This window comes from Maribacter zhoushanensis (assembly GCF_029350975.1).
Taxonomy (GTDB): Bacteria; Bacteroidota; Bacteroidia; order Flavobacteriales; family Flavobacteriaceae; genus Maribacter; species Maribacter zhoushanensis.
Genome location: NZ_JARKMR010000003.1, coordinates 554,732 through 571,637, shown reverse-complemented (window position 1 = coordinate 571,637; position 16,906 = coordinate 554,732). Strand labels below are relative to the sequence as shown.

Annotated in this window: 12 protein-coding genes; 8 read left to right on the top strand and 4 right to left on the bottom strand. The window is 35.8% G+C overall.

The genetic code is table 11. The annotated features are described in order from the left end of the window. The 3 genes from PXD56_RS12890 to PXD56_RS12880 all read left to right on the top strand — a co-directional run bounded on the left by PXD56_RS12890 (position 1) and on the right by PXD56_RS12880 (position 2,902). A complete protein-coding gene (locus tag PXD56_RS12890; protein ID WP_276493753.1) occupies positions 1-702 on the top strand; it encodes a FadR/GntR family transcriptional regulator in 702 nt (233 codons plus the stop codon). 102 nt (positions 703-804) lie between these two features. Then, on the top strand, positions 805-2,106 hold the full coding sequence (locus tag PXD56_RS12885; protein ID WP_276493752.1) for an MFS transporter: 1,302 nt from the start codon (positions 805-807) through the stop codon (positions 2,104-2,106). A gap of 34 nt (positions 2,107-2,140) precedes the next feature. Next, positions 2,141-2,902 carry an SDR family NAD(P)-dependent oxidoreductase gene (locus PXD56_RS12880; RefSeq protein ID WP_276493751.1) on the top strand — a complete coding sequence of 254 codons (762 nt, stop codon included), beginning with the start codon at positions 2,141-2,143 and terminating at the stop codon, positions 2,900-2,902. Positions 2,903-2,956: 54 nt separating this feature from the next. On the opposite strand, the gene PXD56_RS12875 is transcribed toward PXD56_RS12880, so the two are convergent. Then, positions 2,957-3,973, bottom strand: a complete 1,017-nt coding sequence (locus PXD56_RS12875; protein WP_276493750.1) for a LacI family DNA-binding transcriptional regulator — start codon at positions 3,971-3,973, stop codon at positions 2,957-2,959. Positions 3,974-4,123: 150 nt separating this feature from the next. Here PXD56_RS12875 and PXD56_RS12870 point away from each other — a divergent pair, with 150 nt between their 5' ends. The 5 genes from PXD56_RS12870 (at position 4,124) to PXD56_RS12850 (ending at position 9,734) form a co-directional block, all read left to right on the top strand. Continuing rightward, entirely contained in the window at positions 4,124-5,170 is a 1,047-nt protein-coding gene (locus PXD56_RS12870; RefSeq protein ID WP_276493749.1) for a sugar kinase, read from the top strand. Between the two features lie 35 nt (positions 5,171-5,205). Next, a complete protein-coding gene (locus PXD56_RS12865) occupies positions 5,206-6,426 on the top strand; it encodes a 6-phosphofructokinase (RefSeq protein ID WP_276493748.1) in 1,221 nt (406 codons plus the stop codon). Positions 6,427-6,435: 9 nt separating this feature from the next. After that, on the top strand, positions 6,436-7,104 hold the full coding sequence (locus PXD56_RS12860) for a bifunctional 4-hydroxy-2-oxoglutarate aldolase/2-dehydro-3-deoxy-phosphogluconate aldolase (RefSeq protein ID WP_276493747.1): 669 nt from the start codon (positions 6,436-6,438) through the stop codon (positions 7,102-7,104). Positions 7,105-7,403: 299 nt separating this feature from the next. Further along, positions 7,404-9,065, top strand: a complete 1,662-nt coding sequence (locus PXD56_RS12855; RefSeq protein WP_276493746.1) for a tetratricopeptide repeat-containing sensor histidine kinase — start codon at positions 7,404-7,406, stop codon at positions 9,063-9,065. A 3-nt stretch (positions 9,066-9,068) separates the two neighbouring features. Beyond that, the gene (locus tag PXD56_RS12850) at positions 9,069-9,734 is read left to right on the top strand and encodes a response regulator (RefSeq protein ID WP_276493745.1); all 666 of its coding nucleotides are present in this window, start codon (positions 9,069-9,071) and stop codon (positions 9,732-9,734) included. 198 nt (positions 9,735-9,932) lie between these two features. Here the strand turns inward: PXD56_RS12850 and PXD56_RS12845 are convergent, their stop codons facing one another. Genes PXD56_RS12845 through PXD56_RS12835 form a run of 3 tightly spaced genes read right to left on the bottom strand, consistent with a single transcriptional unit; the run spans position 9,933 to position 16,722 of the window. Then, a complete protein-coding gene (locus PXD56_RS12845) occupies positions 9,933-10,823 on the bottom strand; it encodes a transglutaminase family protein (protein WP_276493744.1) in 891 nt (296 codons plus the stop codon). 2 nt (positions 10,824-10,825) lie between these two features. Continuing rightward, positions 10,826-13,387, bottom strand: a complete 2,562-nt coding sequence (locus tag PXD56_RS12840) for a circularly permuted type 2 ATP-grasp protein (protein WP_276493743.1) — start codon at positions 13,385-13,387, stop codon at positions 10,826-10,828. An 11-nt stretch (positions 13,388-13,398) separates the two neighbouring features. After that, positions 13,399-16,722: a transglutaminase family protein gene (locus PXD56_RS12835; RefSeq protein WP_276493742.1), complete on the bottom strand. Its 3,324-nt coding sequence runs from the start codon at positions 16,720-16,722 to the stop codon at positions 13,399-13,401. Between the last annotated feature and the right edge of the window lie 184 nt (positions 16,723-16,906).

The following is a 16,906-nucleotide window of genomic DNA, read 5'->3' as shown; positions in this document are numbered from 1 at the left end:
ATGAAGCTAGAGATTCTAACAAAAAACGACCACCAGCAACTTCACAATGAAATCATTGCTAAAATTAGAGATTTAATAAATAATAAAAATCTTGAACCTGGCGATAAATTGCCATCAGAACGTATGTTATCTGAACGTTTTGAAGTTAGTAGAGGAAATGTGCGAGAAACAATTCAGAAACTTGAATTTTACGGCATATTAAAATCTAAACCACAAAGTGGAACTTTTGTAGCAGATATTGGTTTAGTAGCCATGAATGGAATGATAGATGACATTCTTGCTTTAGAAGATCCTGATTTTAAATCATTGGTTGAAACAAGAATTTTGTTAGAGCTTAAAACAGTAAGATTAGCCGCAAAACGTAGAACTAATGACGATCTAGAAAAGATAGAAACGGCATTAGAATCATACAAAAAAAAGGTACTGAACAATGAAGATGCTGTTCAAGAAGATTTACTTTTTCATTTAGCAATTGCTCAGGCATGTAGAAACAGCACTATTAATAGAATGATGTTGATTATCACGCCAGAAATCATTAACAACTTTGAAAAATATCATGTCTGTGATAAGAATCAAGGTCCTAAACGAATAAAAGAGCATCAAGATATCTTTAATGCCATAAAAGATCAAAACACACAAAAAGCAAAAGAAATGATGAAAGTTCATTTTAATGAGCTTTACAAATATTGCTACAACATTTAAAAGTAAACTAACCAACCATATAAGAATATTAAGGTCTTTAAGCTTTACACAATAAAAGACTAATTATTCTCATCAACTAACAAGACCAAAAAGCACAGAATTATGAAAATTAAAGGATTAAGATGGTGGGTTATAGCATTGATTGCAATAGCAACAATTATCAACTACATCGATCGTCAGTCTATCGGAGTTCTTTGGCCAGATATCGCAGAAGATTTATTTCCTGAAAGCACTAATGATGAACGTAAAGAAATATTTGCCACCATATCTGTAGTTTTCATGTTTGCGTATGCATTTGGACAAGCTATTTTCGGTAAAATTCTAGACTGGTTAGGCACACGAATCGGTTTTGCCATTTCAATTGGTGTATGGTCTATTGCAACTGCGCTTCATGCACTTGCTCAAGGTGTTTTAAGCTTTGGCTTCTTTAGAACAATTTTAGGAATTGCAGAAGCGGGTAACTGGCCGGGTGCTGCAAAAGCAAATGGAGAATGGTTCCCAACTGAAGAAAGAGCATTTGCTCAAGGATTGTTTAATTCTGGAGCAGCGATCGGAGGTATTGTCGCCATACCTGCAATAGCCACCATGACTATATATTTCAGTTGGCAAATGATATTCATTATAGTTGGTGCCTTAGGATTATTATGGTTAATACCTTGGTTAATATTAGTAAAAGCTCCACCAAAAAATCATCCTTGGATTTCAGATGAAGAACGAAACTATATCTTAACAGGTCAACAAAATCAAGATATAGATAATGATGGCACTCCAGATGATGGTTATAATCCTGATACTGGTAAACTTTTGAAACACAAACAAAGCTGGGGAGTTATCATTGCCTCGGCAGCTATTGATCCTATTTGGTGGCTATTTGTAGTATGGATTCCAATTTACCTAAATGAGGTATATGGCATGGATGTTAAAACCATTGGTATTTATGGTTGGGTACCATATGTAGGCGCTATGTTGGGTGCTTGGTTTGGAGGTCTTTTTGCTCAAAACCGTTTGAAAGCAGGTTGGAGTGTAGACAAAACAAGAAAAATCATAATTACTATAGGATGCTTAATCATGTTGCCTAGTTTATTGGCAATGGCAAACCCAGGCGGACCTACAGGTGCTGTATTAATAATGGCACTAATATTATTTGGTTTCCAAACTGCCATCGGCAATGTTCAAACTTTACCTAGTGATTTCTTTGGTGGTAAAACTATTGGAACTTTATCGGGAATAGCTGGTATGGCAGCAAAATTGACTGCAGCTGCATTAATTTATCTAGTGCCTTGGCTAACCTCCGGAGGCAATTATACACCTGCATTTGTAATAGGTGCAACAATGGCCATAATTGCTTTAGCAAGTATCTGGTTATTATGTGGTAAAATTGAACCGCTAAATGAAAATAAATAAACTGAATTAAGAATAGATTAAAATAAATTATAACATGAGTACAGAAGGAAAAGTAGCAGTAATTACAGGAGCAACTGGAGGAATAGGATTTGCAGTTGCTAAAAGGTTAGGACAAGATGGTTATACCGTTATCTTAAATGGTATAGATGACGCAGCTGGTGCTGAAAGAATCAAAGAACTTACTGCAGAAGGTATTACTGCTGAGTACTTAGGATTTGATGTTACCAATGAAGAAGCGGTTGCAAAAAACATTAAAGCGATCGGTGAAAAATATGGTAAAATTGACACGCTTATAAACAATGCAGGTGGTCTAGGTGGTAGAGCTCGTTTTGAAGAAATGACTACGGAATTTTACAGAGGTGTTATGGCTTTGAATCTTGATTCTGCTTTCTTTGCTTCAAGAGCAGCAATACCTTACCTTAAAAAAGGTGAGCACCCATCAATAATTAACTATACATCTAACGCAGGATGGACAGCTGGTGGACCAGGTGCTGGTATCTACGGTACCTCTAAAGCAGGAGTTCATGCTTTAACTAGAGCTTTAGCAAAAGATTTAGCTGAATATGGTATTAGAGCAAATGCAGTATCTCCTGGTACTATTGACACTCCTTTCCATGCTCAAATTAAAGCTACAAAACCAGAAGTTTTCGCTTCTTGGGCTAATAATATTATGTTAGGTAGATTAGGTCAGCCAGAAGATGTTGCTGGTGTTGTTTCTTTCTTAGCTAGCAAAGATGCTGCTTTCATTACTGCTGAAACTGTACAAATCGGTGGTGGTCAAGCTTTAGGTATCTAATACATATTTATACTTTATAAAAAAGCGTTATTGTAGATTACAATAACGCTTTTTCTATTTAGAAGAATCTCGTACAATCAATTCAGAATCTAAAATTATCTTATTCAAAGATTGACGCACCACATCTTTATCAACGTAACCTAAAAAGGTTTCTGCAGCTAATTTTCCTATTTGTTTACTATGTTGACTTATACTTGTAATTGAAGGTGTTACCAAAGAAGTAAACGGTTCATTACCAAAACCTACTAATTTTATTTCTTCAGGTACTTTGATATTTCTTTCTTTCAAAACCTGCAAAGCTCCCAACGCAGCATAATCACTTGCTACATAAACAGCATCAGGTCTGTTTTTTAAAGCCAATAATTTTTCTATTTGATTTCTACCATCTTCTAGTGTAAGGCTACTTTCTGTCAACAATTCATCGTCGTGCGGCAGATTGTGTTTTTTAATCGCATCTATATAACCTCGTATTCTGTTATTGAATATTCTTGTTCTACGGTAACCGCCTATATGTGCAATACGTTTACAGCCTTGTGCTACCAAATGCTCTATAATCATATGACTACTATCATAATCATTGATCCCAACATAATCAACATTTAGGTCATTCTCTCCCCTATCAAACAAAATTAAAGGAATACCGTTAGATTTTATTTTTTCATAATATGATAGGTCAACCGTTTCATTTGCCATTGATGCAATAATACCATCAACTTGTAAATATAAAAGCGTATCAATATTATCACACTCCTTTTCAAACGATTCGTTAGATTGGGTTATTATAATGTTGTAGCCAGCCTTATCAAGAACCTCTTCCATATTTTCAACTACAGAGGAAAAGAAATTACTATTAGTTCTAGGCACAATCAACCCAACTAATTTACTTTTCCCTTTTCTTAAGGCACTTGCCAAATGATTAGGCTGATAATTTAATTCTTTGGCTACCTGTTTTACAGCTTTCTTTGTTTTAACACTTATACGTGCATCATCATTTAAAGCTTTGGACACAGCTGCCGTCGAAATACTTAAAACATTTGCAATGTCTTTTAAAGTTGTTCTTTTTTTATTCAATTAGTTTGTATATATTTGTTTAATCGATTAACCAAAAGTAAGACTTTAATTAATTTAAACAAAAAATGTCTGTTTTGGTTATTTTTTAGCTAAAGTGGTTAATCGATTAAACAAATTATAAATCAGTACATATTAAACTTATAAAACAACATGAAAAAAGTAGTAACATTCGGTGAAATCATGCTTCGTTTAGCACCACAAGGATTTTTAAGATTTTCTCAAGCTAATAATTTTGATGTAGTTTACGGAGGTGGAGAATCTAACGTAGCTGTATCTTTAGCTAACTATGGTGTTCCTGTAGATTTCGTAACACGTTTACCAAAAAATGATATTGGGGAATGTGCAATGATGGAAATGCGTAAAAGAGGCGTTGGCGTAGATAAAATTGTTTACGGTGGTGATCGTTTAGGTATCTACTTCTTAGAAACCGGTGCGGTATCTAGAGGTAGTAAAGTAGTTTACGATAGAGCTCATTCAGCTATTTCAGAAATAGAATCTGGAATGATCGATTGGGACGCTGTTTTCGAAGGTGTTGAATGGTTTCATTGGACGGGTATTACGCCAGCTATCTCTCAAGGTGCTGCAGATGTTTGTTTAGAAGCGGTTAAAGCTGCAAGTGCAAAAGGAATTACAATTTCTACAGATTTAAATTATAGAGCTAAACTTTGGACATACTGTGACGATGCCCACAGAGAAAAAGTTATGGCAGGATTAACCGAGTATTGTGATATCATTTTAGGAAACGAAGAAGATGCTGAAAAACATTTTGGAATTCACCCTGAAGGATTAGACGTACATAAAGATGGTGCCGATGTTAAAGCGGAAGCTTTCTTATCTGTTTGTAAGCAGATGATGAAGAAATTCCCTAAAGCTAAAAAGGTAATTACAACGCTAAGAGGTTCTATCTCTGCATCGCACAACACATGGGCAGGTGTTTTATGGGACGGTACTAAAATGTACGAAACTCGTCAATACCAAATTACAGATATCGTTGACCGTGTTGGTGGTGGAGATTCTTTCATGGGTGGTTTAATCTACGGATTATTGAAATACCCAGAAGATGACCAAAATGCACTTGATTTTGCTGTAGCTGCATCATGTTTAAAACATACTATTAAAGGAGATGCCAACCTAGTAACGGTTTCTGAAGTTGAAAAACTTATGGGTGGTGATGCTTCTGGTAGAGTTGCTAGATAATTAGAAAACTACTTTAGACCTTCTAAAAAATAAAAATGTCGAAAAAATCTATTTTAATTCTTTGCGGTGGCGGACCTGCACCCGGTATTAATACCGTAATCAGTACCGTGGCAAAGGCTTTTTTAAAAGATAATTATCGTGTTTTAGGTTTGCATGAAGGTTTTAAAGGAATTTTCGATGAGAATCCGCAAATCAAGGAATTCGATTTTTTCCATGCAGACAGGATTTTCAGTAGGGGTGGCTCCACTTTAATAATGAGCCGTTTTAAACCTAAAAACGAAAAACTAAACACTAGCCTATTTATTGACAATAATGTAAAACTGTTGGTTAGCATAGGTGGTGATGACACCGCTTCTACTGCCAACAGAATTACTGGCTTTTTAAAAAAAGAAGGCATTTCAATTTCTAACATTCACGTACCTAAAACTATTGATAACGATTTACCGTTACCAGATAGAAACCCAACATTTGGTTTTCATTCTGCAAAAGATGAAGGTGTACGTATAGGGAATACAACTTATGAAGATGCACGTACCAGCCAAAACTGGTTCGTAATGTCTACCATGGGGCGTTCTGCGGGTCATTTAGCATTTGGCATTGCTGCCAGCTGCCACTACCCTATGATGATCATACCTGAGATGTTTGATCGTACTTCAATCACTTTTGATAAAGTGGTAAGAATGGTAATTTCATCCATGATCAAACGTAAGATAGAAGATATTCATTATGGTGTTGCATTAATCAGTGAAGGTGTCTTTCATAATATGCCAGAGTCTGAATTAGACAAGTGTGAAATTAAATTCACTTATGATGATCATGGGCACCCAGAATTAGGGAATGTTAGTAAAGCGCATATTTTTAATATGCTCGTTCAAAAGAAATTAAAGGAGTTAGGTATAGATATTAAAAGTAGACCGGTAGAACTGGGCTATGAATTACGCTGCTGTAGACCAATAGGTTTTGACCTTACGCTTTGTACGGTACTAGGTCTTGGCGTAAAAAAATTATTTGACGAAGGTAAAAGTGGCTGTATGGTCACCGCAAATTCTAGAGGTGAGATTACTCCCCTATTCTTATCAGAAATACAAGATGAGAACGGTAAAATTGCTCCTCGCTTGGTCAATATCAATTCAGAATTGGCAGAATTATGCTTTCAAAATTTATTCTATGTAGGTGAAGGTGATTATGAGGATGCAAAAAAATATGTGGACAATCCTTCAGACTACGATTTCAACAAAATTTTAACTGAGAAATAAAAAATTCAAATGGCACAATATTCAAGAATAGAAGTAGCAAATGTAATGAAGGAATCTGGTATGGTACCTTTATTCTATCACCCAGACATTGAGCTAGGTAAAAAGATTTTACAGGCTTGTTATGATGGTGGTGCACGTTTAATGGAATTTACCGCTCGTGGCGATTTCGCTTTCGAAGTATTTTCTGAATTGAACAAATACGCAATAAAAAACCTACCTGGTATGATTATGGGCGTAGGATCAATTACAGATGCTGGTGCAGCTTCATACTACATGTCTCTTGGTGCAAATTTCATTGTAACACCATCTTTAAGAGAAGACATTGCAATTGTTTGTAACCGTAGAAAAGTTTTATGGTCTCCTGGTTGTGGTTCATTGACCGAAATCAATAAGGCTGAAGAAATGGGTTGTGAGATTGTTAAGTTATTCCCTGGTTCTCTTTACGGACCTGGTTTCGTTAAAGGAATTAAAGGACCTCAGCCATGGACAAGTATTATGCCAACAGGTGGGGTTAGTACAGATGAAGACAACCTAAAAGGTTGGTTCGATGCAGGAGTTACTTGCGTTGGTATGGGATCAAAATTGATCAGTAAAGATATTTTAGAAAATAAAGATTATGCAGGTTTAGAAGCTTTGGTAAAAGATACATTAGCCAAAATCAAAAAACTGAGAGCATAGAAGATATAAAGTGTCATTAGTTGGACTTCCTCTAATTATTGGCATCTTTTAAAAGTGCATATTTAAGTTGTTAGTTGGAAAAGGGCATTTAAACTTTAGCATAACGCTGAAGTTTGGTGCTCTTTTTGTTTTGGCATTTATGTAATACCTCTTTGAAATAATTACAAAACCATAACATAATGAACTAAACAATTAGCTATAAGGCAAATACAATTTATCTTATAATATTTGTATACGGTTATATGATGTCAAGATTCAAATGAAAAAACAAATACATAAAATGTTTATACATTAGAGGAATGAAATACCATAAATTTTCAGTTTTTCTAAGTCTTTTAACCTGTGCTATTTTTATTTTTTGCTCTTCATCAAAATTAAATGCACAAACACCTACCGATAGTTCCTTTATATACAGAAAAGCGATAATAGAACCCGCAGAGCCTCAAGACCTACCTTCTGCCATTCATTACTACACCAAAAAAAAAGAAATAGACTTAGACCTAAATGATACTCTAAATGCTATTTATGACCTAAGACTTTTATCTATAGCTGAATTTAAAATTGGAAATAATTTTAGTAGTGAAGACCATGTTGTAGAAGCTTTAAACTTAATTGAAGCAATGGCCACAAAAGACACTTTAATTAATTCTAGAGTTGGTCTGTACAATCAACTGGGGCGAATTTACCGAACGTCAAAAAACCCTACTGAAGCTATAAAAACTTTTGATAAAGCTCTAGAAATAGCCAATAAATTAAAGGACAGTGTTGTCATTCTTAATAATAAGGCCAATATCTACAAAGATGAATTAAATTATAATAAGGCGTTTGAGATATACACATTTTTAACTACAAAGAAATCGCAACTCAAACCTTATGAATATACGTTAGTAGTTGATAATTTGGGACATGTACAATCTAAATTGAATTTACCCGAAGCGCTACAAAATTTAAAAGATGCCTTAGTATTGCGTGAAGAAAATAATGATTTCATTGGTCTACATGCAAGTAACACCCACTTAGCCGAGTATTATTTAGATAGAAACGATACTATTAAGGCTGCTACATATGCTAAAAAGGCGTTAGAATTATCAGATAAAATAAATAGTAGCTCCTTTAAATTAGATGCAATTTCTACCCTAATGAAAATGGACAAAAATCCATTAATTCATGAATACAAAAAACTAACTGACAGTATAGCTAATGCCAAACAAATTGCAGAAAATAAAAATGCGTTTTTAAAATACAATGTTGCCGAAGAACAAAAGAAAACACAAGCTAGTATTCTTCTTCAGGAAATTGAATCTCGTAAGCGACTAGCTTACCAGGCACTGGCATTTATAATTTTTCTAATTTTAATAGGCTCTTATTTTATTTATAGAAATAGATACCGAAAAGCCAAAATTGAAGAAATCTATAAAACAGAAACTAGAATTGCTAAAAAAGTGCATGATGAAGTAGCGAATGATATGTACAAAGTGATGACTTCTCTTGAGAACAATTTAGGTGCCAACAATGCTATTTTGGACGAAATGGAAAAAATTTACACCAAAACACGAGATATTTCTAGAGAAAATAGTGCAATTGATCTTAGTGAAGATTTTGGGCTACAATTAAATGATTTACTACTAGGGTATAAGAACGATCAAGTAAAAGTAATTACCCGAAACCTTTCAAAAATGCCATGGAATACCGTTCCTGAACTCAAAAAGACTACTATTTACAGGGTATTGCAAGAACTCATGACCAATATGCGAAAACATAGCCAAGCAACTTTCGTTACTCTAGTTTTTAAAAAAGAGGGGTCTAAAATGATTATAAATTATAAGGATAATGGCGTTGGATGTGATCTTTTTAAAAAAAATGGGCTACAACATACGGAATCCCGTATCGCTTCTATAAATGGAACTATTAATTTTGAATCTAAGCAAGGTGATGGCTTTAAGGCATCAATAATAATTTAAGGCATGTTCAAAAAAGTTTTAGTTGCGGAGGATATGGAAGACATTAACAAAGGTGTGTTTTCTTTACTGACCGAATTGGGAGTTATACAAATAGATCAAGTACAGTATTGTGATGATGCGTACCTAAAAATTAAGAGAGCTGATCTTGATAATATACCATTTGATCTGGTGATATCCGATCTGTCATTCAAAGTAGACCACAGATTTCAAACCTACCCATCTGGGCACTCGTTGGTTGCCAAGTTAAAATCTGAATTTCCTAATTTAAAGGTAATTGTTTACTCGGTCGAAGACCGACTACAGGCGGTACGTACGCTCTTCAATCAACATCATATAGATGCATATGTTTGTAAGAGTAGAACCGGACTTAAAAACCTTACTACGGCAATAAGTGAGATAGCTAATGATGAAAAATACTTATCGCCAGAAGTTTCTAATGCATTCAGTAGTGAAAACGAACTTGAAATAGATGATTATGATATTTCATTATTAGATAATCTTAGCAAAGGTTTATCTCAAGATGAAATAAGCGCTTTATATAGAAAAGAGAATATTTCACCTGCAAGCCTTAGTTCTATTGAAAAGCGTTTAAACAAACTACGCATTCAATTTAATGCCAATAATGCAATTCACCTTGTAGCAATTGTAAAAGATTTAGGTCTAATTTAAATATAGTAGCCACCGTTACGGAAAACCGTAATCATATTCTTTAAAATGGTATTAGGTTTGCCGTACTTAAAAATAAGTATAAACACTAGTCAAAAATTATAACATAAATGCTATGGCCATCCTACTGATGAGGTATTTCGGGGGAACTAACCGATTTGGTGGGAATGGCCTATTTATAATCTAAGCCATAGGTTCCTTTTAAACCACCGCAGCAATATCAACCGCAACATTCAGTTTACTCTGACCACTACCATACACGACTCCTTTTAAAGGAGGCACATCATAATAATCTCTACCCCAACCCACAACAATATGTTGGTCTTTTGGTATTTGATTATTTGTTGGATCAAAGTCTACCCATCCAAAACCTGGTATATAAATAGCAAACCAAGCGTGAGATGCATCTGCACCTACTAACTTCTCTTTACCGGGCGCCGGCAAGGTTTCTATGTACCCACTAATATATCTAGCTGGTAACCCAACGGAACGTATACAAGCTATAGCAATCTGAGCAAAATCTTGACATACGCCCTTCTTCTCTTTCATTACCTCTTCTATTGGCGTTGAAATCGTTGAGAATTCTGAATCAAAATCAAAATCGGTATAAATACGTTGCATTAATTCATAGGCTGCTTCAAAAACAGATCTATCTCCTTTAAAGGATAATTCGGCATAATCACGAATTGCCTTATCCGTTCTTTTAATAAAAATAGATTCTAATACATATTGCTTTGCCTCAAGTATCTCTGGGTGCATGCCGTTCAATGCCGCGAGCGCATCGTTCATGGTAATGCTTTTACAAGCATCGCTATTGAACGATTCATGAAACTTTGCATATTCTCTATTGATCTTACTCTTAGTGGTAACCTTCAAAGTCTTATGCTCTGTCTGTATAGAAAAACGAGTGATATAATTTCCGAAGAAGTCTTTGCGCTCACTTATTTCTGCAGGTTCTGGTGAGATATCAATACTATATAATATCAACTCTTGCCCTTTAGATTCCCTAGGACGCAATGTTGCTATATTATGACAATAGCTGACCGGGGCATTATAATCGTACTTTGTAATATGTGTAACGTTGAATATCATAATCAAATAGGAAAAGACTGTGTAAACAATTGGGTCTGTTTGTCTGTATGATTGAAATAAGTATTTGAGATGGATTGTGATGCTTTGTACAACAAATCTGAAAGCTCATTTAATAGCGTATCCAATTCTCCTCGTTTAAAATCTGTTTCAGAATTGGTTTGTGCCAATTTTGTAGACTCTGCCAACCTTAACTTAGAGAACGCCTCAAAAATATATTTTTGGTAATTGTTTAATTGGTGGTCATATTTTGAATGCGGTAACCGTGCTATATCTTTCTGAATACGGTTGATCATAAAAGTTAATGAACGGGCATAATCAAGATCAAAAACCACTAAATCTAACACATGTGCCAACTCTATATGAGAACGGTAACTGTACCTATATATATTTAAACTTTCATGACTGGTCAATAAATACTCTAACAGATCGTACTCTACTTGCTCATCATACTTTATAGTCAACAATGCCCTACATTTTGTAATGTTCAAAGTACTTTGCTCTAATTGTAAACCAATAAAGTATAGCAACAAACCTTGCTGTACCATGATACTTTCTTCAATTAACCCCATAAAAGCTATTAAGCGAGTAATTAATTGATTTAAAACCTTAAGTATTTTATTTATGGAATGATCTTCACCGTCTACAAGTGAAGTCCAAATTTGCTGAATATTTTCAAACACACGCCACATATCAGAAGACCAAAGATTACGAATGGAGTAGTAAGAATTACTGAACATACTTATTGTATGTGCCAGACTACCTATTCTATTTTTATCTAGAATAACCGATAACATTTCTTCATACGGATTGTCCATTGCCAACTTACCGTCTTCATCCTTACCTATGAATCCTGGGTATGTACCTGTTAGTTGTGTAACAGCTTTGAACAGTACCGTGAGCTTTTCCGAATCTGGTTTTTCCGCCCTTTTTTGATCTATGGCCATTTGGCGCATTACGGTTCGCAAAAATCTTGCGTTAACCAGGGTACGACCAACATAACGGCCCGCCCAATATAAATTCTCTGCCGTTAGACTAGGTAAATCGTCCAGACCAGAAATAGCTATAGATGACTTTTGTTGCCAATTTCTATTTTTATCTTCTTTTAGATTAGCATCATCTAAAATCCAAAAATCTTTACTTGTACCGCCCCTTTGGTTAGATACCCTTACCGTTTCACCATCTGGAGCTACCCTTACCAAACCTCCCGGCATTACTGCATATTGTTCTTTTGAAGCAATGCAAAATGCTCTGGCCACCACATTTCTAGGTTCTAATTCTTTTTCGCTAAAATTAGGTGCCGTAGAAAAATTGATCCGTTCTTGGGCTACAAATCTATACGGGCGTTCTAGAATAACTTTTATAAGATCATCTAGTTCTTCTTCACTCATTTGTTCACCAAAATAGATACTCTCCCTATTGGTGCGGTCTATTCTTTTGATTACTAATTTTGATATATTCTTAAGTACATAATTCCTTTCTTTCTCTTGCCCACACCACCAAGATGCTATTTGCGGTAGTTTCAAGTCCTCATCCATGAAATACTTGGCAATTGCTGGCATAAAGGGTATTAAACCAGGGTTTTCTATAACACCGCTTCCTATAGGGTTAATAACGGCGACATTTTTTCTTCTTACGACATCCAATAATCCCGCTACACCTAAATGTGAATCTTCACGCAGTTCCAAAGGATCTGTAAAAGCATCGTCTACCCTACGTAATACAACATCTATCTGTTTTAAACCTTGTAACGATTTCATCCAAAGAAAGCCATCTCTCACCACCAAATCATTTCCTTGTACCAAAGGATAACCTAAAAATGAAGCCATATAGGCATGTTCAAAATAGGTTTCGTTATGAGAGCCGGGCGTAAGAATAACAATATTCGGATTTTCTTTTTTACCAGGTGCGGCATCAATAAGCATTTGATTGAACTCTTGGAAAAAACCTGACAAGCGCTTAACCTTCATATCGGCATACATATCCGGTAAAATCCTACTTGTTGTTGATCTGTTCTCTAATGCATAACCCATACCAGATGGTGCTTCTGTACGGTCATTTACAACCCATAATCGCCCATCTGTACCACGGCAAAGATCTGCTGCATATATGGACAAATATTTCTCTAACTGAAGCTCCATATCTGAACATTGTCTTAGAAAACCGCGATGACCATAAATTACTTCAAAAGGAACTATTCCATTTTTAATAAGTTTTCGCTCACCATAGACATCTTTTAAAACCAAATTTAGCAGTTCTGCCCTTTGTTTTAATCCCTCTTCAACTTTTGTCCATTCATCTTGGTGCAACATAAAAGGAATTACATTCAAATTCCATGGCCTATGCATTCCCTTAGGGTCATTGTATACATTATAGGTTACTCCATTTTCTGACAATAACCAGTCAATATCTTTTTGCCTAGCATTTATACCGGTGACTCCCAAAGAATCAAAACCCTTTAATAATTTTGTCCAATAGGGTTTCATACCATTGTTCAACGCATACATTTCATCATTGCCGCGTTGGGTACTATAATTATTGAACCAGTTTGTTTTTGTTGTTGGCATTACCTCTTCATTTACTTCTTACGTAAATCCGTCACATGTGGATATTCAGGATTTACAGGCATCTCTTTGTATGCAAATGTATTTGAACCTTTCTTAGGTTCTACCATTCTACCCGTAAAATTTGTTGAAGCGACCAATTCTGTAGGAGTAACCTCATCTTGTGTCATACCAATATCCCAAAATCTATTGATTCTTCTTGATTCTGCCTCTAAACTATTTACTGGATAGGTATCATAAGATCTACCACCTGGGTGTGCCACAAAATAGGTGCAACCACCAATTGACTTATCGTTCCAATCATCAACAATATCAAAAACCAACGGCGTATCTACACCAATTGTTGGGTGCAATGCAGACCACGGCTCCCAAGCTTTAAAACGAACTCCTGCTACATATTCCCCTTTTGTACCGGTAGCGCTTAATTCAATTTTTACACCGTTACAGGTTAATGTGTAACGTTTGTTATTGAAATTATTGACTTTAACCTGTACACGTTCTAAAGAAGAATCTACATAACGTGATGTACCGCCGCCCGTCATTTCTTCTCCAAGCACATTCCAAGGTTCTATGGCCATGCGCAGTTCCATCTGAATGGAGTTAACATCTACCATACCATAAAGAGGAAAACGGAATTCAAAAAATGGATCAAACCAGTCTAATTTAAAAGGATATCCTGCTTCGTTCAACTGTTCTACAATATCCTTGATATCTTCTTTTACATAATGCTCTAACAAAAATTTATCGTGTAATTCTGTGCCCCAACGTACCAACTTGTGCTTGTACGGTTTTTTCCAAAACCATGACACTAGGGTACGCACCAATAACATTTGCATTAAACTCATTTGCGCATGGGGCGGCATATCAAAAGCACGTAGCTCTAAAATACCTAAGCGCCCAGAAGATGAATCTGGCGAATACAATTTATCTATACAGAATTCTGCCCTATGGGTATTGCCGGTAATATCTGTCAACAAGTGTCTAAACAACCTATCCGTAATCCAAAAAGGGACTTCCTTATCATCGGGTATTTGAGAAAAAGCGATTTCAAGTTCATACAGATTTTCCAATCTTGCCTCATCTACACGTGGTGCTTGACTAGTTGGACCAATAAACGCTCCTGAAAATAAATATGACAATCCAGGATGATGTTGCCAGAAGGTCAAAAGACTTCGTAACAACTGCGGATTACGTAACAGCGGACTATCGGCAGGTGTTACACCACCCAAAGTTACATGGTTACCACCACCGGTACCGGTGTGTTTGCCATCTAACATAAATTTTTCCGTACCTAAACGTGCTTGTTTTGCTTCGGCATATAATGTCAACGTATTATCGGTAAGTTCTTGCCAGTTTTTCGCCGGATGTACATTTACCTCTATCACCCCCGGATCTGGAGTTACCTTTAATACTTCTAACCTGTTATCTCTTGGTGGTTCATAGCCCTCTAAAACTACCGGAACCTTCAATTCTTTTGCAGTGGCTTCTATACTTGCTACCAAATCTAAAAAGTCTTCAGCACTATCTAGTGGCGGTAAGTATAAGAACAATTTACTTTCACGTACTTCTGCACAAATAGCTGTTCTTACATAAGGGTGTTTTCTTGGATGAGATGATGATTTTAGCTTAAGCCTTTTTTCTAAAGCATCGCTCGAATTTGGTAAGTCCGGTGTATTTTCAAACAACTCTACTTCTGCCGTAGGTTCTGACGGTATTGGTGGATCTTTTGGCAGAGCCGCCAAAGGTAACCTTAAACCAATTGCAGAATTACCAGGTGTCAACAACAAGTGTTTATTTCTGAACTTCCACTTATTGGTTAGCCATTTATTATTCTTTTTGGTCAGCGGATATACATGACCTACCGCTTCACCAATGCCTTTTTCCAATATCTCACCTAGTTTTCTACGTAGGTGGCTATCGTCCTTATTATATTTTTTAGGATCTACGTCTACGGGCAGCTTACTCTCTTCCCATAAAAAATAAAATGCATCTTCATATGCAGGTATTACACTATTGGTCTTACAACCTAAATACCCACCTAAAGTCTTTAAAAATCGTTTGGTAATATTCCTTGGCATTTTATATTCCTCAGAAAAAGATGCCAATAAGCTTGGATCGTTCCAAATTGGTTTTCCATCTTTTCTCCAGTGAATACCGATCAACCAACGAGGTAAAGCCTCACCCGGGTACCATTTACCTTGAGCGTGATGCAGAACTCCGCCTTTACCAAAAACTTCTAACAATCTTGTAGATAGCTTACTCGCCAATTCTCTTTTGTGCTGACCATCTGCTGCGGTATTCCACTCTTCAGATTCCATATCGTCTATAGAAACAAAAGTAGGTTCACCACCCATGGTTAATCGCACATCATTAGCCTGTAATTCTTCTTCTACTTTAAAACCAAGATTGTAAATAGCGTTCCACTGTTCTTCTGTATATGGTTTGGTAACACGAGGCGATTCAAATATTCGAGTAACCGAATTTTCAAATTCAAAAGTCGTTTCTGCAAAATCACTATAACCACTTACCGGAGCAGCACTCTCATATGATGGCGTACATGCAAGCGGAATATGCCCCTCGCCGGTAAAAAGTCCTGATGTGGCGTCTAAACCAATCCAACCGGCACCTGGCAAATACACTTCTGCCCATGCGTGTAAATCTGTAAAATCTTCTTCTGGACCAGAAGGACCATCCAATGACTTTTCATCCGACTTCAATTGTACCAAATAACCCGATACAAAACGTGCCGCCAATCCTAAATGACGAAGTGTCTGCACCAATAACCAAGCAAAATCCCTACAAGACCCTAATTTGGCTTCTAAGGTTTCTTCACAGGTCTGCACACCAGGTTCCATACGCAACGTATAATCTAAGTGATTGTATAACTTACTGTTGAGACCGATTAAAAAATCAATGCTTCGTTTCGGAGTCAAGTCTATATCATCTACCCATTTTTTTAATAATGGACCACTTTCAACCTTCTCCAAATAAGGTAAAAGTTCTTTCTTTGCTTCTTCTGAATACTTGAAAGGAAATTCCTCACAAGATTCTTCCACGAAAAAATCGAACGGATTTATTGTCTTTAAATCGGCAATGATTTCTACATCTACAGAAAGCTCTGTGGTCTTATCTGGAAATACAATTCTTGCCATATAATTTCCAAAAGGATCTTGTTGCCAATTGAAAAAATGATTCTCAGGTTTAATTTTTATAGAATATGCTTCGATAGGTGTTCTACTATGTGGCGCAGGTCTTAACCTAAATATGTGAGGAGATAGATTTATACTTCTATCATAAATATATTTTGTCTTGTGTTTGATCGCAACTTTTAATGCCATGTGGTTGTGGAATTTCGGTATTACCTAATATAACAACTAATATTAGCAATTAGAGATTACCAGCCATTATTCCTAAAATTATTATTCATATTAAAGTTGGAACGTATTTTATTGAAAGATTCATAATGATAAGACGTAATTCTTGTTTTTCTGCGGATGTATTAAAAGGAATAGAAGGATGATT